Source organism: Rhizorhabdus sp. (assembly GCF_018006725.1).
GTDB lineage: Bacteria > Pseudomonadota > Alphaproteobacteria > Sphingomonadales > Sphingomonadaceae > Rhizorhabdus.
Genome location: NZ_JAGMXV010000073.1, coordinates 1 through 20731 on the forward strand (window position 1 = coordinate 1; position 20731 = coordinate 20731).

Annotated in this window: 15 protein-coding genes; 7 read left to right on the forward strand and 8 right to left on the reverse strand. The window is 67.0% G+C overall.

The genetic code is table 11. From position 1 onward, the window contains the following. Position 1 precedes the first annotated feature (1 nt). Entirely contained in the window at positions 2 to 1660 is a 1659-nt protein-coding gene (gene recN, locus KAY22_RS11920) for a DNA repair protein RecN (protein ID WP_296623638.1), read from the forward strand. 6 nt (positions 1661 to 1666) lie between these two features. Here the strand turns inward: recN and KAY22_RS11925 are convergent, their stop codons facing one another. After that, positions 1667 to 2077 carry an FKBP-type peptidyl-prolyl cis-trans isomerase gene (locus tag KAY22_RS11925; RefSeq protein WP_296623639.1) on the reverse strand — a complete coding sequence of 137 codons (411 nt, stop codon included), beginning with the start codon at positions 2075 to 2077 and terminating at the stop codon, positions 1667 to 1669. A gap of 145 nt (positions 2078 to 2222) precedes the next feature. Here KAY22_RS11925 and ligA point away from each other — a divergent pair, with 145 nt between their 5' ends. The 3 genes from ligA to KAY22_RS11940 are packed head-to-tail and all read left to right on the forward strand — an operon-like array spanning position 2223 to position 7434. Next, positions 2223 to 4334, forward strand: coding sequence for an NAD-dependent DNA ligase LigA (gene ligA, locus KAY22_RS11930; protein WP_296623641.1), 2112 nt, complete (start codon positions 2223 to 2225; stop codon positions 4332 to 4334). Positions 4335 to 4384: 50 nt separating this feature from the next. After that, entirely contained in the window at positions 4385 to 6265 is a 1881-nt protein-coding gene (locus KAY22_RS11935; protein ID WP_296623643.1) for a CHASE3 domain-containing protein, read from the forward strand. 5 nt (positions 6266 to 6270) lie between these two features. After that, positions 6271 to 7434 carry an aminotransferase gene (locus KAY22_RS11940; protein WP_296623645.1) on the forward strand — a complete coding sequence of 388 codons (1164 nt, stop codon included), beginning with the start codon at positions 6271 to 6273 and terminating at the stop codon, positions 7432 to 7434. A 46-nt stretch (positions 7435 to 7480) separates the two neighbouring features. Here KAY22_RS11940 and KAY22_RS11945 read toward each other — a convergent pair whose 3' ends face one another. Next, positions 7481 to 8848, reverse strand: coding sequence for a DEAD/DEAH box helicase (locus KAY22_RS11945; protein ID WP_296623648.1), 1368 nt, complete (start codon positions 8846 to 8848; stop codon positions 7481 to 7483). Between the two features lie 196 nt (positions 8849 to 9044). Between KAY22_RS11945 and KAY22_RS11950 the strand changes: the two genes are divergently transcribed. Further along, a complete protein-coding gene (locus tag KAY22_RS11950) occupies positions 9045 to 10370 on the forward strand; it encodes a M20/M25/M40 family metallo-hydrolase (RefSeq protein WP_296623650.1) in 1326 nt (441 codons plus the stop codon). Positions 10371 to 10767: 397 nt separating this feature from the next. Next, positions 10768 to 11238: a hypothetical protein gene (locus KAY22_RS11955; protein WP_296623652.1), complete on the forward strand. Its 471-nt coding sequence runs from the start codon at positions 10768 to 10770 to the stop codon at positions 11236 to 11238. Positions 11239 to 11317: 79 nt separating this feature from the next. Here KAY22_RS11955 and KAY22_RS11960 read toward each other — a convergent pair whose 3' ends face one another. From KAY22_RS11960 to KAY22_RS11970, 3 genes are all read right to left on the reverse strand, one after another. Next, complete coding sequence (locus KAY22_RS11960) at positions 11318 to 11989, reverse strand: glutathione S-transferase family protein (protein ID WP_296623654.1); 672 nt, start codon at positions 11987 to 11989, stop codon at positions 11318 to 11320. Between the two features lie 108 nt (positions 11990 to 12097). After that, positions 12098 to 12928 (reverse strand): 23S rRNA (adenine(2030)-N(6))-methyltransferase RlmJ, encoded by an 831-nt coding sequence (gene rlmJ / locus KAY22_RS11965; RefSeq protein ID WP_296623656.1) that lies wholly within the window; start codon positions 12926 to 12928, stop codon positions 12098 to 12100. Between the two features lie 142 nt (positions 12929 to 13070). Beyond that, positions 13071 to 13652, reverse strand: a complete 582-nt coding sequence (locus KAY22_RS11970) for a pseudouridine synthase (protein WP_296623658.1) — start codon at positions 13650 to 13652, stop codon at positions 13071 to 13073. Positions 13653 to 13768: 116 nt separating this feature from the next. Here KAY22_RS11970 and KAY22_RS11975 point away from each other — a divergent pair, with 116 nt between their 5' ends. Continuing rightward, the gene (locus tag KAY22_RS11975; protein WP_296623660.1) at positions 13769 to 14089 is read left to right on the forward strand and encodes a hypothetical protein; all 321 of its coding nucleotides are present in this window, start codon (positions 13769 to 13771) and stop codon (positions 14087 to 14089) included. A gap of 90 nt (positions 14090 to 14179) precedes the next feature. Here the strand turns inward: KAY22_RS11975 and gltB are convergent, their stop codons facing one another. From gltB to KAY22_RS11990, 3 genes are all read right to left on the reverse strand, one after another. Next, complete coding sequence (gene gltB / locus KAY22_RS11980) at positions 14180 to 18718, reverse strand: glutamate synthase large subunit (RefSeq protein WP_296623663.1); 4539 nt, start codon at positions 18716 to 18718, stop codon at positions 14180 to 14182. Continuing rightward, a complete protein-coding gene (locus KAY22_RS11985) occupies positions 18718 to 19473 on the reverse strand; it encodes a DUF2059 domain-containing protein (protein ID WP_296623665.1) in 756 nt (251 codons plus the stop codon). The genes gltB and KAY22_RS11985 overlap by 1 nt, the downstream gene beginning before the upstream one ends. Beyond that, a partial coding sequence (locus tag KAY22_RS11990) for an NAD(P)-dependent oxidoreductase (protein WP_296623666.1) occupies positions 19470 to 20731 on the reverse strand: 1262 nt, incomplete at its 5' end. The genes KAY22_RS11985 and KAY22_RS11990, both read right to left, overlap by 4 nt.

A 20731-nucleotide genomic window follows, 5' to 3' on the forward strand; every position in this document is an offset into this window, starting at 1 on the left:
GCTGACCACGCTGGCGATCCGGGATGTCGTGCTGATCGAAGCGCTCGATCTGGAGTTCGGCCCCGGTCTGGGGACTCTCACGGGCGAGACCGGCGCGGGCAAGTCGATCCTGCTCGATTCGCTCGGACTCGCCCTCGGCGCGCCGGCCGATAGCGGGCTGGTTCGCTCGGGCGCGGCGCAGGCGATGGTCTCGGCAGGCTTCGACCTGCCCCCAAACCACCCCGCCTTCACGCTCCTTGCGGAGAATGGCTATGAAGCCGAGCCCGGCGAGGCGCTGGTCATACGGCGCGTCGTCAAGGCCGACGGGGGGAGCCGCGCCTATGTCAACGACCAGCCCGCCTCTGCGGCGACGCTGCGTGAACTGGGCGCGATGCTGGTCGAGATCCACGGCCAGCATGACGATCGCGGTCTGATCAACCCGCGCGGCCACCGCCTGCTGCTCGACAGTTTCGGCCGGCTCGACTTTGCCCGCATCGCCGGTCTTCACGCGGCGTGGCGCCAGGCTGAGGACGCGCTCGAAGCGGCCCGGACCGATCTCGACAATGCCGCGCGCGATCGCGAATGGCTCGAACATGCGGTCGAGGAACTCAGCCGCTTTGCGGCCGAGCCCGGCGAGGAGGCCACGCTCGCTGCCGAGCGCGCGGACATGCAGAAGGGCGCGCGGCTTGCCGACGATCTGGGCGCCGTCAATGCGCATCTCGAAGGCTCGGATGGCGGGCTCGCGGCGCTGCGGCAGGCCGCCCGGCGGCTCGACCGGATCGCGCCCGAACATCCGCTGCTCGCCGAGGCACTCGAGGCGCTCGACCGGGCGGTGATCGATGCGAGCGAGGCCGAGGACAAGCTGGCCGCTGCCGCCGATGCGATGCGCTTCGATCCGGCGCGCCTGGAAATGGTCGAGACGCGGCTGTTCGATCTGCGCGCGCTCGCCCGCAAGCATCGGGTGGAGCCCGACGGTCTCGCGGCGCTGCGCGACGAACTGGCGGGTCGGCTCGATCGGATCGAGGCGGGTGATGCCGGCCTCGCTGCGCTGGAGACCGCTGCTCGCAACGCCCGCAAGGCCTATGTCGAGGCAGCCGAACGGTTGAGCGAGGCCCGGCGCGAAGCCGCGGGACGGCTCGATGCAGCCGTCGCCGCCGAACTGGCTCCGCTGAAGCTCGATGCCGCGCGCTTCCGGACGGTTGTCGAAACGCTGCCCGAAAGCGGCTGGACCGCCGCCGGGCGCGACCGGGTGGAGTTCGAGATCGCCACCAATCCCGGCGCCCCTTTCGCGCCGCTGATGAAGATCGCCAGTGGCGGCGAGCTTTCACGCTTCATCCTGGCGTTGAAGGTTGCGCTGGCCGAACAGGGCTCGGCGACGACGATGATCTTCGACGAGATCGACCGGGGGGTCGGCGGCGCGGTCGCCAGCGCGATCGGCGAGCGGCTCCAGCGGCTGTCGCGCGGCGCACAGCTGCTGGTCGTCACCCACAGCCCGCAGGTCGCGGCACGAGGGGCGCATCACTGGCTGATCGCGAAGAGCCATGACGGCTTCGTCACGCGCACCGGCGTGCGACCGCTGGACGAAACCGAACGCCAGGAAGAGATCGCCCGAATGTTGTCCGGCGCAGAGATCACCGCCGAGGCGCGCGCGCAGGCGATGCGGCTTCTCGAAGCCGCCTGACCAGTCTCAGTCGACCTTGAGCAGCTGGATGTCGAAGATCAGCCAGCTGTTGGCCGGAATGGTCTCATCGCCTTCCGAACCATAAGCCATGGCGGGCGGCAGGATCAGCGTACGCTTGCCGCCGACTTTCATGCCCACCACGCCAGCGTCCCATCCCTTGATGACATCACCCGCGCCGAGCGTGAAAGTGAAGGGTTCGCCCCCGACCGAACTGTCGAATTTTTTCGTGCGCTTGCCGCCCTGATAGAGCCAGCCGGTATAATGGACCGTCACCGAGCGGCCCGGCGTCGCCTCCTGCCCCTTGCCGACCAGAACATCCTCGACCTGCGTACCGCCAACGAGGGTCTTTGCCTCGACCGAGACGCCAGCCGACGCACCGAGAATGGCCATTGCTATCAGATGCTTGGTGAACCGCATTGTCATTCATCCTCAACCTAGGAAGCGCTCATCCAAGCGCCTGCTTGAGTCATCGATAGGCAGATGGCGCCCGGCTGCCAAGACAGGACCGGGCGGACCGTGCGCGGCGCTTGGCCCTGCCCGCTCGCCCGCCTAGAAGAGCAGCATGATGACCGAATCCGAAGCCGCCGAACGGCTCGCCATCCTTGCGGCGGAGATCGCCCGGCACAACGCGCTCTACCACGGCGAGGACGCGCCCGAGATCAGCGACGCCGACTATGACGCGCTGATGCGGGAAAATGCCGCGCTCGAAGCCGCCTTCCCGCATCTCGTTCGGAGCGACTCCCCCTCGAAGCTGGTCGGTGCCGCGCCGTCGTCGCACCTCGCCAAGGTGCCCCACGCGGTGGCGATGCTCAGCCTCGACAATGCGTTTGCCGACGAAGATGTCGAGGATTTCGTCGGTCGCGTCCGCCGCTATCTCAGTCTCTCGGCGGACGAACCCGTCGCTCTGACCGCCGAGCCCAAGATCGACGGCCTGTCCTGTTCGCTGCGCTATGAGAAGGGCCGGCTCGTTCTCGCTGCCACGCGCGGCGACGGGCAGACGGGCGAGGACGTCACCGCCAATGTGCGGACGATCGCGGACATTCCCCAGACACTGACCGGCTCCGTGCCCGACATTTTCGAGGTGCGCGGCGAGGTCTATATGGCGAAGGACGACTTCACCGCGCTCAACGCCCGCCTGCTGGCGGACGCCGAAGATCCGGAAAAGGCGCGCCAGTTCGCCAATCCGCGCAACGCCGCCGCCGGATCGCTGCGGCAGAAGGACCCGTCGGTCACCGCCGCCCGCCCGCTCCGCTTCCTGGCCCATGGCTGGGGCGAGGCGTCCGCTCTTCCCGCCGACACGCAGAAAGGCGTGATGGATGCGATCGCCGGCTGGGGCCTGCCCGTTTCGGACGACCTGATCCGTGTCGATGGCGCAGCCCAGGCGCTGTCGCATTATCGCGGGATCGAAGCGCGGCGCGCCGACCTGCCCTTCGACATCGACGGGGTCGTCTACAAGGTCGACCGCCTCGACTGGCAGAAGCGCCTCGGCTTCGTCGCGCGCGCACCGCGCTGGGCCATCGCGCACAAATTCCCGGCGGAGAAAGCGCAGACGCTGCTCCGCGCGATCGACATCCAGGTCGGGCGCACCGGCAAGCTGACGCCGGTTGCGCGGCTCGAGCCGGTCACGGTCGGCGGCGTGGTCGTGACCAACGCAACCCTCCACAATGCCGACGAGATCGGTCGCCTGAACGTCTGGCCGGGCGACCGCGTCGTGTTGCAGCGGGCGGGCGATGTGATCCCGCAGATCGTCGAGAATCTGTCGCGCGACGAGACGCGGGGAAGCTGGCCCTTTCCGACGCATTGTCCCGAATGCGGATCGACCGCCGAACGCGAACCCGGCGAGGTCGACTATCGCTGCACGGGCGGCCTGATCTGCCCGGCACAGCGCGTCGAACGGCTCCGCCATTTCGTATCGCGCCATGCGCTCGACATCGAAGGGCTCGGCCTGACGCATATCGAGAGCTTCTTCCGCGACGGTCTCGTACAATCGCCCGCCGACATCTTCCGCCTGACGAAGGACCAGCTGGCGACGCGCGAACGCTGGGCCGAAACATCGGCATCCAATCTGGTCGCCGCGATTGACGCCAAGCGCGCGCCGCCGCTCGACCGCTTCCTGTTCGCACTGGGCATCCCCCATGTCGGCGAGGTCACGGCACGCGATCTGGCGCGCCGCTATCGCAGCTGGGACGCGCTCATGGCGATGATCCGGCGAGGCATTACGGCACGCGACGAAGCCGTGCAGGCGGTCGGCGAAGCTGACGAGAAGTTCGCGGCTCGGGTCGCCAAGGAACTCGCTGCCATCGTCGAGACGCCGGGCGTCGGCCCAGAAGTCGCGCTGGCGCTGGTCGACTTCTTCGCCGAACCACATAATCGCGAAGCCGTCGACGACTTACTGAGCCAGTTGGCGCCCGCCGACGTCATCCACGAGACGCGCCAGTCCGCCGTCAGCGGCAAGACCGTGGTGTTCACCGGCACGCTCGAAACCATGTCGCGCGAGGAGGCCAAGGCGCAGGCCGAGGCTCTCGGCGCCAAGGTTTCGGGATCGGTGTCGGCCAAGACCCATCTTGTCGTTGCCGGGCCGGGCGCGGGGTCGAAGCTGAAGAAGGCAGCCGAACTCGGCATCGAGGTGATCGACGAAGCCGCATGGGCGAGGATCGTCGCCGAGGCGGGCTGACGCAGCCTAATATCGCTTGCAGGCCGAATGCCCGGCCTTACAAGGCGAGCATGGCCCATTCGGCGCGTCGCCTGCCCTATCTGCTGCTCGGAGGCCTGGTCGTCGCGATCATCGCTTCGGCCAGCGCCATCTACCTGACCCGCGCACAAAGCCGGGCCGGCGGATGGGCGGCACATTCGCTGCGGGTGGAGGTGATGCTGACAAGCATGGCCGACCGGATGCGCGCGATCGAGTCCGAACATCGGGGCTATCTTCTGGTAGGGGCCCCCGCTTTGCGGGAGCGCGTCGCGGAACTGTCGACACGGATTGAGCCCACGCTCGACCGCATTGAACGCGAGGTCAGCGACAACCCCCGGCAGCTGAGGAACGTCACCGAATTGCGGGCGGCGGTACGCTCCAAGATCGCCTTTGCACAGGACGGCATCCGTGCCGCAGATGCCGGCCGTCGCCGCCAGGCGATCGCCGCCGTCGCATCCGGCGAAGGCCATGTCCGCATCCAGCGGGTTATCGACATCATCAACCATATGCTCTCCGAAGAAGAGCGCCTGCTTGCCGAACGGCGGGCCCAGACCGAGCAACTGGTGATGAGACTCGGCCTCGTGCTGGTCGCGACGGTGATCCTCGTGCTGATCGTGGCCGCAGCCCTGATCCGCGACAGCGCAGCGCGCGAACGCGAATTGCTGACCGAACGTGATCGGGCACTCGCCGCCGAACATGCGATGCGCGTTCAAATCGAAGCGCGCGAAAAGGCCGAGGCGCAGATTCTCCATATGCAGAAACTCGAATCGATCGGCCAGCTGACCGGCGGTATCGCGCATGATTTCAACAATATGCTGGCGATCGTCATCGGCAGCCTCGACCTGGCGAAGCGCAGGATCGGCGGCGATACCGACAAATTGCTCCGCTACATCGCCAACGCCCATGAAGGTGCCCAGCGCGCTGCCAGCCTGACCTCGCGCCTGCTCGCCTTTTCGCGTCAGCAGCCGCTCGCACCGCTCACGATCGACACTAACCGGCTGGTCGCCGGCATGTCCGAAATGCTCAAGCGCACCATCGGCGAGCAATATCTGATCGAGACCGTTCTCGCCGGCGGGCTGTGGCGCTGCCTGGCCGATCCAGGCCAGCTTGAAAATGCGATCGTCAATCTGGTGGTGAATGCGCGCGACGCTATGCCGGAGGGCGGCAAGGTGACCATCGAGACCGCCAACGCCTATCTCGACGACGAATATGCGCGGATCCATCCCGAGGTTCGTCCGGGGCAATATGTGATGGTCGGCGTGACCGACACCGGCAGCGGCATGTCGCCCGAGGTGTTGCAGCGCGCCTTCGATCCCTTCTTCACGACCAAGCCGGTCGGCAAGGGCACGGGCCTCGGCCTCAGCCAGATCTTCGGCTTCATGAAGCAGACCGGCGGCCATGCGGCGATCTATTCGGAGCCGGGCCAGGGGACGACTGTCCGCCTCTATCTGCCGCGCAGCCAGGATCCGCTCCAGGATGCCGACGGCCGGTACATCCTCGACACCGACGAGGCGCCGCGCGCCAAGGCGGGTGAGACGATCCTGGTCGTCGAGGACGAGCAGCGCGTGCGCCACTTCTCGGTCGATGCGCTGCGCGACCTCGGCTATTCGGTCATCTCCGCCGCCAGCGCGGCCGAAGCGATCCGGACGCTCGAACAGCAGCCGGTGGTCGACATGCTGTTCACCGACATCGTCATGCCCGAAATGAACGGCCGCGAACTGGCCGAGCGGGTGCTGAAGATGCGGCCGGGCATCAAGATCCTCTACACGACCGGCTATACCCGCAACGCGGTCGTCCATAACGGCATGCTCGACGCGGGCGTGGCGTTCCTGTCGAAACCCTTCACCCTTCTCCAGCTGGCGATGAAGGTCCGGCAGGTGCTCGACGGCGGCGGCTTCAACCGCCCGGCCTGACGCGCATGAACCCGGTCTATGCCGCCCTGCCGACGACGATCTTCGAGACGATGTCGGCGCTCGCCCGCGAAACCGGTGCGATCAACCTGGGCCAGGGCTTTCCCGATGCGCCCGGCCCCGACGATGTCCGCCGCGTCGCCGCCGATGCGCTGGTCGACGGCTATAACCAATATCCGCCGATGGCCGGCCTGCCCGACCTGCGCCAGGCGATCGCCGACCATTATCGCGATCATCAGGGGCTCGACCTCGACTGGCAGAGCGAGGTGATCGTCACCTCGGGCGCGACCGAGGCGATCGCTGCCGGCATATTGGCGCTGGTCTCGCCGGGCGACGAAGTGGTGCTGTTCCAGCCGCTCTACGACGCCTATGTGCCGATGGTCCGGCGGGCGGGCGGCATTCCCCGCATGGTCGACCTCGACCCGCGCGACTGGTCGCTCGACCCCGTGGCACTCGACGCGGCGTTCAGCGAGCGTACCCGGCTGGTGGTGATCAACAATCCGATCAACCCCAGCGGCACGATGCTCGGGCGCGATGTCCTGTCGATGATCGCCGAACGCTGCGTCCGCTTCGATGCCTATGCACTGTGCGACGAGGTGTGGGAGCATATCCGCTTCGACCGCGACCATGTGCCGATGATCGCCGTGTCCGGCATGCGCGACCGCACGGTCAAGATCGGCTCGGCCGGAAAGATCTTCGCGCTGACCGGCTGGAAAGTAGGCTGGATGATCGCAGCCCCAGCCCTCGCGCGGCAGATCGCCAAGGCGCACCAGTTCCTCACCTTCACCACCCCGCCCGCTCTGCAGACGGCGGTGGCGCACGGCCTGCGCAAGCCGCTGCGGTGGTTCGAGACGATGCGCGCCGGATTCGCCCGTTCCCGCGCACGGCTGGTGCAGGGTCTGGAAAGCGCCGGCTATTGCGTGTTGCCGAGCGAGGCGACCTGGTTCGTCTCGGTCGACCTGCCCGCGTCGGGCATCGACCTGGACGACGTGACCTTTGCCGAGCGCATGGCCCGCGAGGGCGGGGTCGTCACCATCCCCGTGTCTGCCTTCTACGAGGAGCGGCACGTCCGCCACATCGTGCGGCTCTGCTATTGCAAGGGCGATGCGGTGCTCGATGCCGCGATCGAACGGCTGGCTATGATGCGCGGGCGCCTGATCGCGCCCCAATGAAAAGGGCGGCCGAAGCCGCCCTTCCCTTACACCGGTACGGCGGGCCTCAGCGGCTGCCGAACTTCTTCACCGCAGCGCGATGCGCGCCCGGCGCGCCCTTGGGGCGGCTGAAACGACGCTTGGCCGGCTGGGGCTGACCCGCCCGCTCGCCGCCTTCGCGACGGCGCGGACCGCGATCGCCGCTGTTCGCAGGCGCGGCGGGGGCCGCGACCGGCTTCGGCAGCTTCGCCTTCTCGGCCAGGAAGTTCTCCGGCAGCGGCTCGATCTCGAGCTTGATCCGGGTCAGCTTCTCGATCGCCTTCAGATAGGGCCGCTCGTCATCGGCCACGAAGGCGATGGCGACGCCCGCTGCGCCGGCGCGCGCGGTGCGGCCGATGCGGTGGACATATTGCTCGGCGACGTTCGGCAGCTCGAAGTTGAACACATGGCTGACACCGCCGACGTCGATGCCGCGCGCGGCAATGTCGGTCGCGACCAGGATGCGGACCTCGCCCGTGCGGAACATGCCCAGCGCGCGCTCACGCTGCGGCTGACTCTTGTTGCCGTGGATCGCCTCGGCGGGAATGCCGGCGGCGCGCAGGTTGCGCACCACGCGGTCGGCGCCATGCTTGGTGCGGGTGAAGACCAGCGCGCGGTCGATCGGCTCGGCCTTGATCCGCATGGTCAGCAACGCCTGCTTTTCCTGCGCGTTGCAGAAGGTCGCGAACTGGTCGACCCGCTCGGCGGTGGTCGCCGCCGGGGCGACCGAGACCTTGACCGGGTTGTTCAGGAAGCGGTCGCCCAGCTCGGCGATCGCCTTGGGCATCGTCGCCGAGAAGAACAGCGACTGGCGCTTCTTCGGCAGCAGTTGGTCGATCCGCTTGAGCGCGTGGATGAAGCCCAGGTCGAGCATCTGGTCGGCCTCGTCGAGGACGAAGATTTCGACGAACTTCAGGTTCAGCGCGCGCTGGTCGATCAGGTCGAGCAGACGGCCGGGGGTGGCGACCAGGATGTCGACGCCGCGCTGCAGTTGGCGGATCTGGCGGTTGATCGGAACGCCACCGAAGACGGTGGCGACGCTCAGGCGCAGATTCTTGCCATATTGGACGAAGCTCTCGGCGATCTGGCTGGCCAGTTCTCGCGTCGGCGACAGGACGAGCATGCGGCAGCCCTGCGGCGGCGTATGCTTCAGATTTTCGGTGAGCAGGTGGAGCGACGGCAGCGCGAAGGCTGCGGTCTTGCCGGTACCGGTCTGCGCGATACCGCACAGGTCGCGGCCCTCGAGCAGCGGGGGGATCGCCTGGGCCTGGATCGGCGTGGGGACGTCATAGCCCTTTGCGGCAAGCGCGCGGTACAGCGGCTCGATGAGGCCCAGATCGGAGAATTTGGTCACAAGTGCACTTTCAAATGGTGCGGACGCACGAACGGAGTCCATGCGACAGCGGGTTCGCATGACGACCCGCGTGAATAGGGAAGCCTAAGCTATAGATGCGTGCCTGAGGGCCGAGCCGGCCTGCCCTTGTGAGAGGGGCAGGAGTTCACGCTGCTACGGTCCCGACGCCGCAAAACGGCATCGACGCGGTGCAGCATATGCGCCATGATCGTGGCAAATGCAAGGCGAGGTGTTTTCGATGGCGCGTATCGGTCGGTTTTTCGGGCTTTCCCTGCTGATGGCGACCGCCGCCCTGCCCGCCCAGGCCGCGCTCACCCCCGCCGAAAAGACCATGACCCGCACGGTCGAGGCGGACAATGCCGCCACCGTCGCGCTGCTCGAACAGCTGGTCAATGTGAACTCCGGATCACGCAACCTGCCCGGCGTGACGAAGGTCGGCGAGATGATGAAGGCGCAGCTGGCCCCGCTCGGCTTCGACGTGCGCTGGGTGCCGATGCAGGCCGCCGGCCGCGCCGGGCACATCGTCGCCACCCACAAGGGCAATGGGCGCGGCAAGCGCCTGCTGCTGATCGGCCATCTCGATACGGTGTTCGAGCCCGACAGCCCCTTCCAGCGCTTCGCCCTGAAAGATGGCAACAAGGCCGAGGGGCCGGGCGTGGGCGACGACAAGGGCGGCATGGTCGTCATGCTCGCGGCGCTCCGCGCGATGAAGGCGGCGGGCACGCTGGCGAAGGCCGATATCGAGATCGTCCTGACCGGTGACGAGGAGGATGTCGGCGATCCGGTCGAGGTCGCCCGCGCCGACCTGATCGCCGCCGGCAAGCGCGCCGACGTCGCGCTCGATTTCGAAGGGCTGGTGCGCGACAACGGCCGCGACATGGGCTCGATCGCGCGCCGCTCGTCGAACAGCTGGACAGTCAGGGCGAGCGGCAATAGCGGCCATTCGAGCGGCATCTTCAGCGAGAAGGTCGGCTATGGCGCGGTCTATGAACTGGTCCGCATCCTCGACGCCTTCCGCCGCGACCTGCCCGAAACCAATCTGACCTATAATATTGGCCTGATCGCGGGCGGATCGACCCAGACGACCGATGCCGAGGGCATCCGCATGACCGCCACCGGCAAGGGCAACATCATCGCCCCGGTCGCCGAGGCGCGCGGCGACCTGCGCACCTTGTCGCAGGAGCAGACCGAGCGGGTGAAGGCGAAGATGGCGGCGATCGTGGCGCAGCACCTCCACGGCACCTCCGCCGCGATCGAATTCGAGAAGGGCGGCTATCCCGCGATGGCCCCGACCGAGGGCAATCGCGCGATCCTGGCGGCGCTCAACGGCGTGAACAAGGACCTGGGCCTGCCCGAAATGCCCCCGCTCGACCCGCTCAAGCGCGGCGCGGGCGACGTCAGCTTCGTCGCCAACGACGTCGACAGCTTCGCCGGCATGGGCCCCTACTCCACCGGCGACCATGCCCCCGGCGAGACGGTGGACCTGAGCTCGATCCCGCTCCAGGCGAAGCGGGCCGCGATCCTGATGTCGCGGCTGGCGGCGGAGCCGCATGCGAAGCGGTGAGTGGTGATCAGGTAGATGCGCGAGCTAACGAGGCTGCTTTCAAGCGAACGTTCCGACCGGCTCTATGACACAAATGAGATGACTAGCTGCCGTCGCCCGTGCGATCCCTTTACCGCGCGAGGCGCGACTGTTCTTCTGGTCTTATCGGCGTGCGCGTGCGCGCCAACGCAACCATTATCGGTCAGAGCGACGGGGACAGGCGGAATCTGTCGGGTCGAGATCGATGGTGTCGAAATGCTCCACGACAACCTCGACTATGCCAAGCTAAGGACGTTGGCCGACGCCCATCGGAGACGGATGGTTCTCGATGTGGACGCAAACACCCCCTACCGGTGCATTGGCGGTGTCGTATTCAACCTGCAGAGGGCAGGCTTTCGCGGTGTGTCGCTCACGGTGAATGGCGTTCCACTTCCTGCTCAATGATATCCGCAATGGCGTCGGGGCAGATAGGCAAGTTTCGGTATCACGCCCCAACCGTCGGCGACCGGATGCGCTGGAGAGTGATATTGCTCCACAACTGCAGACAGAGCAACTTTACAGGATGAAGCACCCGGAGTCGCGGTTCGTTGTCGAGGTCACAGCAGACGATGAGATTGTCTGCAGAGCAGCAATGCATGCGGAGCAGCGGATCGCAATGGCTGATCTTGCTTCTGTCTATGTCGAGACAAATGACGGCGGCCCTTGGGGAGCCGACCTTTGGTGGCTGCTCAAAGACCACACCGGACAGACAAGGGTCACTTTTCCGCAACTCGCGACGGGAGAGGAGGCTGTGCTCGAACGACTACCACAACTACCCGGATTCGTCGTGCGAGGGATGAATTCGATCGAAAATGCTCAGATTATGTGCTGGCCGACGCCTGAACGCTGAAGGTCTTCAACGGGTTGCTTGCGGACAGTATGTTCTTGCGACGCCACACACCCTTTATCCACTCCGCCGCGCCACCCGATCAAAAATCCGGTTTCTCATAATGCTCCGGCGGGCCGACCAGTTCCATGCGCTCGGCCAGCACGACGCGCAGAGAGCGGCGGGACTTCATGCCCGAATACCATTGCTTGGTCTCGTCATGCCCGCGCCAGTCGATCCCGCCCAGATAGTCGGCGACCGAGATATGCGCCGCGCAGGCGAGGTCGGCCAGGCTGAGCAGCGGGCCGCCGATCCAGCGGCGGCTGCCGACCAGATAGTCGATATAGTCGAGATGGTCGTTGACCGCCTTCATCGCCTGCCGCAGCACGCCGGCATCGGGCGAGGCGCGGTGGACGATCCGCTTCAGCGCGCGTTCGTGCAGCAGCGGACCGACCACGTCGGCATAGAATTTCTCGTCGAAATAGGCGACCAGCCGCCGGATCTCGGCCCGCGCCGCCGACCCGCCGGGGATCATCGGCGCCGCCTCGACCGTCTCCTCGATATATTCGGAGATCGCGCAGCTGTGGATCAGCACCGTCCCGTTCGCCGGATCGACCATCACCGGGGTCTGCCCGACCGGGTTCAGGTCCAGAAACTCGTCGCGCCGCAGCCAGGGGGACTCGCGGACGAGATCATAGGCAACGCCCTTCTCCTCCATCTGGAGCCGGACCTTGCGCGAGAAGGGACAGAGCGGGAATTGATAAAGCTGCCACATGGAGCCGCATGATTATCGGCATGGCGCGCATATGTCAGCAGCGGAGATGGGGGTGCGCGCGATTATTGGGGAACCATAGAGGGCGGGTGACGTCCGGCGTCGAGCAAATCACTCGACCAGCCAGTCCGCCCTGATCGTGCCCCTGTGCCCGTCCGGTGCCAGTGCGGCGCGCAGCGCCTCCAGCAGCGGCGGCAGCGCCTGGGTGAAGGCATAGGGCGGGTTGACGATGAACAGCCCCGCGCCGTTATAGATGCCGGGCTGCTCGGCATCGTACAGCCAATGCTCGACCGACAGGAATTTCGGGATGCCGAGGTTGCGCAAGCTCCCCTTCCACCGCTGATGCGTCACCCGGTCCTTCAGCGGAAACCAGATCACCGTCACGCCATGCGCCCATTTGCGGTGCGCCGCGGCAAGTGTGGCCGTGATGCGGGCGCGTTCGTCGGTCTGCTCATAGGGCGGATCGACCAGAACCACGCCGCGCCCGGTGCGGGTCGGGGTCATCGCCAGCCACAGCTCATAGGCGTCGCGCTCATGCACCGCCGCAAGCGTGCCGCGCATCGCGCTGCGCAGGGCGGCGGCATCCTCGGGATGTTTCTCGTTGAGGATCAACGCGTCCTGCGGACGCAGCAGCTGCGCCAGCACCTGCGGCGATCCGGGGTAGACCTGCGGCTCCGCACCCGCATTCACCGCCTGCACGGCGGCGCGATAGCCGTCGAGCAGGGGGTTCGGATCGGAAAAGGCCCGCAATACGCCCTGCGCCGCCTCGCCGGTGCGCTGCGCCTGCTCGCCGCCAAGATCGTACAGCCCGCACCCCGCATGGGTGTCGATCAGGGTCAGCGCGCCGTCCTTCTGCTGCAAGGCCCGAACGAGCGCGATCAGCAGGCTGTGCTTCACGACATCGGCGCTGTTGCCGGCATGGAAGGAATGGCGATAATTCATGGCGATCCGATACCCTGCCGACATGGCGTCATAGGAGATGCTGGGCGATGAAGCCCCGCTGCGCGACGCCTCAAATCAGCTTTCGCGCGCTGCGGCAACCGGCAGCAGGTCGAGCGTGGATGCGCGACCCCGCCGAACCGCGTCATCGGCCCTGCGCGCCGCTGCCAATCTCGGCCGGGCCGGAGAGTTCCCTATAGGCCCCCTGCGCGATCCCGGCGACGGACCAGTCGCCGATCGACCAGCGCACCAGCCGCAGCGTGGGCAAGCCGACCGCCGCCGTCATCCGCCGCACCTGCCGGTTGCGGCCTTCGCGGATGGTGATCCGCAGCCAGCTGTCGGGAATGGCCTTGCGCTGGCGGATCGGCGGATCGCGCTGCCACAGATCGGGCGGGTCGATCCGTGCGACCTCGGCCGGCAGGGTCATGCCATCCTTGAGCAGCACCCCCTTCCGCAGGCGCTCCAGCTCCGCCGCCTGCGGATCGCCCTCGACCTGCACGAAATAGGTCTTGGGCATCTTGAAGCGCGGATCGGCGATGCGCGCTTGCAGCCGCCCGTCGTCGCACAGCAGCAGCAGCCCCTCACTGTCCCGATCGAGCCGCCCGGCGGGATAGACGCCCTTCACCGCGATATAGTCCGACAGGGTCGCCCGGACCGTCGGCGATCCGCGATCGGTGAATTGCGACAGGACGCCATAGGGTTTGTTGAACAGGAGCAGCCGGGCCATGCCGCGCTCATATCGTCCGGCGGCGGAGATGTCTTGCGCCGCATGCCGGCGGTGGATCGGCCGCCCCTGCCCGTCCGGCTAGGCCTCGGGCCGTCGGTCATGCTAGAGGCACGGCCATGTCAAAGTCTCAAAGCACGGGCGGCGCCGTCCAGGTCGACGGCGTCCTCTACGATTGGAACCTCCACCGCGAACCGCATCTGTCCGATGACGAGGGCTGGAAGGGCATGACCATTTCGCTGCAGGAGCGCGACGCCCGCCGCGAGGCCCTCGTCGAATTCCCCCCGCCCAAGCGTCTGCTCAAAGGCCTGCCCCGCGGCCGCCTCCAACTGGACGACGCCACGATCGCCCGCTGCGTCCGCGCCGCCCTGTCCGCCGGCTGGGACCCGATGACGCGCGGGAAGCCGGTGACCTTCGTGGTGGATTCGGAGGGGAATTGAGGGGGTTGGGAGCAACTGCTGAAAGCAGCGCCCTATAGCCATCCGACATGAGGGTCACCGCCGGCCTCCCCCAAAGCCGGCGGCTCACCCTCACTCCGCCGCGACGATCTCGCTCTCCACATCGTTGAGCGGATGTTCCAGACGGTTGATCATCTCCTTCGGGCAGACCTGCCAGAAGCGGGTCCGCCAGCGGTCCCAGTCGTCGAGGACGGAGTGCGCCCATTTGCTGTCGGTGCGTTCGGCATGTTCGGCGATCAGTGCCTTGCAGCGCATTTCCCACCGCACCGATCCGAAGCGCTGCCAGATGATGCTGTCCGGGTTGGCGTTGCGTTCGAAGTCCCCATGCTCGTCCAGGACGAAGGCCATGCCGCCGGTCATGCCCGCACCGAAATTGGCGCCGACGCGGCCCAGGATCACGGCGATGCCGCCGGTCATATATTCACAGCCGTTTGCGCCGCAGCCCTCGACGACCACGGTCGCGCCCGAGTTGCGCACCGCGAAGCGCTCGCCCGCCTGCCCCGCCGCGAACAGCTTGCCGGCGGTCGCTCCGTAGAGGACGGTGTTGCCGATGATCGTGTTCGACTTGGTCTCCAGCGGGGACGACACCATCGGGCGGACCGCGATGATCGCGCCCGACAGGCCCTTGCCGACATAGTCGTTGGCGTCGCCGAACACTTCCAGCGTGATGCCCTTGACCGCGAAGGCGCCGAGCGACTGGCCGGCCGATCCGCGCAGGCGGATGTGGACATGGCCGTCGGCGAGCGAGGACATGCCGTAGCGCCGCGTGATCTCGGCCGAGAAGCGCGTACCCACCGCGCGGTGCGTGTTGCGCACCGTATAGGTCAGCTGCATCTTCTCACGCCGCTCGAACACCGCTTTGGCATCCTCGATCATCTGCGCATCGAGGCTGTCGGGCACCTCGTTGCGGAAGGTCGGGATGTTGAAGCGGCGCTTGTCGGCGGGCGCGTCGACCTTCGCCAGCACCGGGTTGAGGTCGAGATCGTCGAGATGCTCGGCGCCGCGGCTGACCTGGCGGAGCAGCTCGGTGCGGCCGATGATCTCGTCGAGCGAGCGGACGCCTAGCTTGGCGAGGATCTCGCGCACCTCCTCGGCGATGAAGGTCATCAGGTTGATCACCTTCTCGGGCGTACCGACGAACTTCTTGCGCAGCGCCTCGTCCTGCGTGCAGACGCCGACCGGGCAGGTGTTCGAATGGCACTGACGCACCATGATGCAGCCCATCGCGACCAGCGACAGCGTGCCGATGCCGAACTCCTCGGCGCCGAGGATCGCGGCGATGACGATGTCGCGGCCGGTCTTCAGGCCGCCGTCGGTGCGCAGCTTGACGCGGTGGCGCAGCCCGTTGAGCGTCAGCACCTGGTTGGTCTCGGACAGGCCCATTTCCCACGGCGTGCCCGCATATTTGACCGAGGTCTGCGGGCTGGCGCCGGTGCCGCCGACATGGCCGGCGACCAGGATGACGTCGGCATGCGCCTTGGCAACGCCCGCCGCAACGGTGCCGATGCCGGCCGAGCTGACCAGCTTCACGCACACCCGCGCGGTCGGGTTGATCTGCTTCAGGTCGTAGATCAGCTGCGCCAGATCCTCGATCGAATAGATGTCGTGGTGCGGCGGCGGCGAGATCAGCGTCACGCCCGGCGTCGAATGGCGCAGGCGCGCGATCATCTCGGTCACCTTGAAGCCGGGCAGCTGCCCGCCCTCGCCGGGCTTGGCGCCCTGCGCGACCTTGATCTCCAACTCCTCGGCGGCGCCCAGATATTCGGCGGTGACGCCGAAGCGGCCCGACGCGACCTGCTTGATCACCGAATTGGCGTTGTCGCCATTGGCATAGGGGGTGTAGCGGCTCTTGTCCTCGCCGCCCTCGCCCGACACCGCCTTGGCGCCGATCCGGTTCATCGCGATCGCCAGCGTCTCATGCGCCTCGGGGCTGAGCGCACCGAGCGACATGCCGGGCGTCACGAAGCGCTTGCGAATCTCCGTGATCGGCTCGACCGAGTCGATCGGGATTCCCTCGCGCGCCCAGTTGAACTCGAGCAGGTCGCGCAGATAGACCGGCGGCAGATCGCGCACCCCGCGCGAGAATTGCAGATAGGTCGAATAGCTGTCGGTCGCGACCGAGGTCTGCAGCAGGTGCATCAGCTGCGCCGAATAGGCATGCGCCTCGCCCCCTGCCCGCTGGCGGTAGAAGCCGCCGACCGGCAGCGAGACGACGGTGTCGTCGAAGGCGGCATCGTGGCGCAGCTTGAGGTTCAGCTGGAGCGAGTTGAACCCCTCGCCCGAGATCTTCGCCGGCATGCCGGGGAAGAAGTCGTTGACCAGCGCGCGGCTGAGACCCACCGCCTCGAAATTATAGCCGCCGCGATAGCTGGAGATCACCGCGATCCCCATCTTCGACATGATCTTGAGCAGGCCGTCGTCGATCGCCTTGCGGTGGCGCTTCAGGCATTCCTCGAGCGAACGATCTCCGAACAGGCCGCGCGCATGGCGGTCGGCGATGGCGGCTTCGGCCAGATAGGCGTTCACCGTCGTCGCGCCGACGCCGATCAGCACCGCATAATAATGCGTGTCGAGGCATTCGGCCGAACGCACATTGACCGACGCATAGGAGCGCAGCCCCTTGCGGACGAGGTGGGTGTGGACGGCGGCCGCCGCCAGCACCATAGCGATCGCGATCCGGTCCGGCCCGACATGCTCGTCGGTCAGGAACAGCTCGGCCTTGCCCTCGCGCACCGCCGTCTCGGCCTCGGCGCGGACGCGCGCAATGGCCTGGCGCAGCGCGTCGGGGCCGCCATGGGCGTCGAAGGTGCAGTCGATCTCGGCCGCCTGCGCGCCGAAATGATCCTTCAGCGCATGCCAGTCGCGGCAATGGAGCACCGGGCTTTCGAGTACCAGCACGTCGGCTTGCTGGCCCTCATTGTCGAGGATGTTGGCAAGATTTCCGAAGCGCGTCTTCAGGCTCATCACCTGCGTTTCGCGCAGCGAGTCGATCGGCGGATTGGTGACCTGGCTGAAATTCTGGCGGAAGAAATGGCTGATCAGGCGCGGCTTGTCGGAAATGACCGCGAGCGGCGTATCGTCGCCCATCGACCCGATCGCTTCCTTCGCATCCTCGACCTGCGGGCTGAGGATCAGTTCCATATCCTCCAGCGACATGCCGGCGGCGACCTGGCGGCGCAGCAGCTCGGCACGCGGCCAGCGCGGGATCATGTCTTCCGCCGGCGCCGGCAGATCGGCGCGGGTGCGGAAGTTCTTGACCCATTCGCCATAAGGCTTCTCGGCGGCGATGCGCGCCTTGATCTCGGCATCACCGTAGATCCGTCCCTCGTCCAGGTCGACCGCGATCATCTGCCCCGGGCCCATGCGGCCCTTGGCGACGATCGTGCTCTCGGGCACGACGACCATCCCGGTTTCGGAGCCGACGATCAGCAGATTGTCGGCCGTGCGCGTGGTGCGCAGCGGGCGCAGCGCGTTGCGGTCGACGCCCGCCACCGCCCAGCGGCCATCGGTCATCGCCAGCGCGGCCGGGCCGTCCCACGGCTCCATCACCGAGCCGAAATAGCTGTACATCGACCGCAGCTCGGCCGGCATGTCGGGGCTGATCTGCCACGCCTCGGGCACCAGCATCAGCTTGGCCGTCGGCGCGTCGCGGCCCGAGCGGCAGATCGTCTCGAACACCGCGTCGAGCGCGGCCGTGTCGGAGGCGCCGGCCGGGATCAGCGGCTTGATCTCGTCCGAATGCTCGCCGAACGCCAGCGAGGCCATCTTGATCTCGTGGCTCTTCATCCAGTTCTTGTTGCCGCGGATCGTGTTGATCTCGCCATTATGCGCCAGCGACCGGAAGGGCTGCGCCAGCCACCATTGCGGGAAGGTGTTGGTCGAATAGCGCTGGTGGAAGATCGCGACGCGACTGACGAAACGCTCGTCCTTCAGGTCGGGATAGAAGACCGACAGCTCTTCGGCGAGGAACAGGCCCTTGTAGACGATCGAGCGCGCCGACAGTGAGCAGATGTAGAAGCCCTGGATTTGCGCCTCGATCACCTTGCGTTCGATCCGGCGGCGGATGAGGTAGAGGTTCTTCTCGAACTCCTGCAGGCTCATCGCATCCGGCATCGGCCCGGCGATCATGATCTGCTCGATCTCGGGGCGCGTCTGCAGAGCCTTCTCGCCGATCACCGACACGTCGACCGGCACCTGGCGCCAGCCGTAGATGGTGTAGCCGAAATCGATGATCTCGCTCTCGACGATCGTGCGGCAGGTCTCCTGCGCGCCCAGATCGGTGCGCGGCAGGAAGACCATGCCGACCGCCAGGCGGTTGGGCAGCGGCCGGTGGCCGGAATGCTCGATCGCATCGTCGAAGAAGCGGACCGGCAGGTCGACATGGATGCCCGCCCCGTCGCCGGTCTTGCCATCGGCATCGACCGCGCCGCGATGCCAGACCGCCTTCAGCGCATCGATCGCCGCCGAAACGACGCGGCGCGACGCCTTGCCGTCGGTCGCCGCAACCAGGCCGACACCGCATGCATCGCTCTCATATTCGGGGCGGTACATGCCCTCACGGGCAAGCCGCTCGCGCTCGGACGCCATCCAGTCGTTTTCGGTGTGGCTCATCACTTCATCTCCGCGGGGTCCAGCCCCAGCAAGGTCGCAAGGCGTTCACGCTCGGCAGCACTCAGGTCCTGCGGCTTTCTCGGCTTCGGCAGGTCGGCAGTCCGTTGCTCGATCGTCTTCATGATCTGCGGCAGCGCCTTCATCATTGCCGGCATCAGCTGCTGCATCCGCGCCAGGAAGGCAGGATCGGTCTGGATCGTCATCGACCCGGCGGCAAAGGCCTTGCCTGCACCAGTCTGGAAGAACGCGTCGATCGCACGCAGATCGGCCGGGCTGAACTTGCGGGCATAGGCTTCGGCCAGACCTTCGCGGAAGCTCGGCTCCATCGCCGTCATCAGCTTGCCCATCTCGCTCGCCATCACCGCCATCGAGCGGTTGGTCCGCTCCTCAAAAGCGGGATCCATGATGGTCAGCACATCCCGAAACCGGGTCGAATCCAGGGCTTTGATCTTCTCGGGATCCTGTCCCATCGATTGGGCTAGCGCGCCGATCGGCATCGACAGCATGCTGTCCATCATCGATTTGGACATCTGCCCGATCGAAGCATCCATGACCTTCTGAAAGGTGCCGTCGGGCAGGATCGCTCCAGCGATGCGCGATGCGAGCGCCAGCGCTGCGGGATCGGATGCCGCCGGTGCGGCTTCCAACGCAGCCTTGCTGTCCGATGGCGCGGCGGCCGGGGCCGAAGCAGCGGACAGCGCCACGATGGCAGCCGTCAGCGCAAGCCCCGCCCGACGGGCAAAGAGCCGCCTCATGCCGCCACCTTATTGGCAGCGGCCGCCTTCGCCTTTTCGCGCAGATATTTGTGCATCCGTTCGGCGACGTCGCGGCCGTCGCGGATCGCCCAGACGACCAGGCTGGCGCCGCGCACGATATCGCCCGCCGCGAACACGCCCTCGACCGAGGTCTGCATGGTGCGGTGGTCGACGCGCAGCGTGCCCCAGCGGGTCACCGACAATTCGGGCGCGCCGAACATCACTGGCAAATCCTCCGGATCGAAGCCCAGCGCCTTGATGACCAGGTCCGCCTCCAGCCGGAACTCGCTGCCCGGATCGGCTTCGGGCGTGCGCCGGCCCGAGGCGTCGGGCTCGCCCAGCCGCATCTTGATCGCGCGGACGCCGGCCACACTCCCCTCGCCGTCGAACGCCTCGGGCGCGGACAGCCAGACGAACTCGACACCCTCCTCCTCGGCATTTTTCGTCTCGCGCTGCGAACCCGGCATGTTCGCACGGTCGCGGCGATACAGGCAGCGGACCGACTCCGCGCCCTGGCGGATCGCGGTGCGGACGCAGTCCATCGCGGTGTCGCCGCCGCCGATGACGACGACTTTCTTACCCTTGGCATCGAGCAGCCCTTCGTCGAAGGCCGGCACGGCATCGCCGAAATTCTTGCGGTTCGACGCGGTCAGATAGTCGAGCGCCTCGACGATCCCGGTCGACCCCACGCCCGGCGCCTTGATCGCGCGCGGCTTGTACACGCCGGTCGCGATCAGCACCGCATCGTGCCGCTCGCGCAGTTCCGCCAGCGTCGCGTCGCGGCCGACCTCAAAGCCCTGGTGGAAGACGATCCCCGCATCGATCAGCCGCTGCACCCGCCGCATGACGACGGGCTTTTCGAGCTTGAAGCCAGGAATGCCATAGGTCAGCAATCCGCCCGCACGATCGTGCCGGTCATAGACGTGGACGTCATAGCCGCGCGCGCGCATCAGCTCGGCGACGGTCAGGCCCGCAGGCCCCGCGCCGACGACCCCGACCGACTGGCCGCGTTCGGGCCCGACCTGCACCGGCTCGACCCAGCCCTGCTCCCAGGCGGTGTCGGTGATGTACTTCTCGACCGACCCGATCGTGACCGCGCCGTGCCCGGCGAATTCGATCACGCAATTGCCCTCGCACAGCCGGTCCTGCGGGCAGATGCGGCCGCAAATCTCGGGCATGGTCGAGGTCGCGTTGGACAGCTCATAGGCCTCGCGCAACCGTCCCTCGGTCGTCAGGCGAAGCCAGTCGGGGATATGGT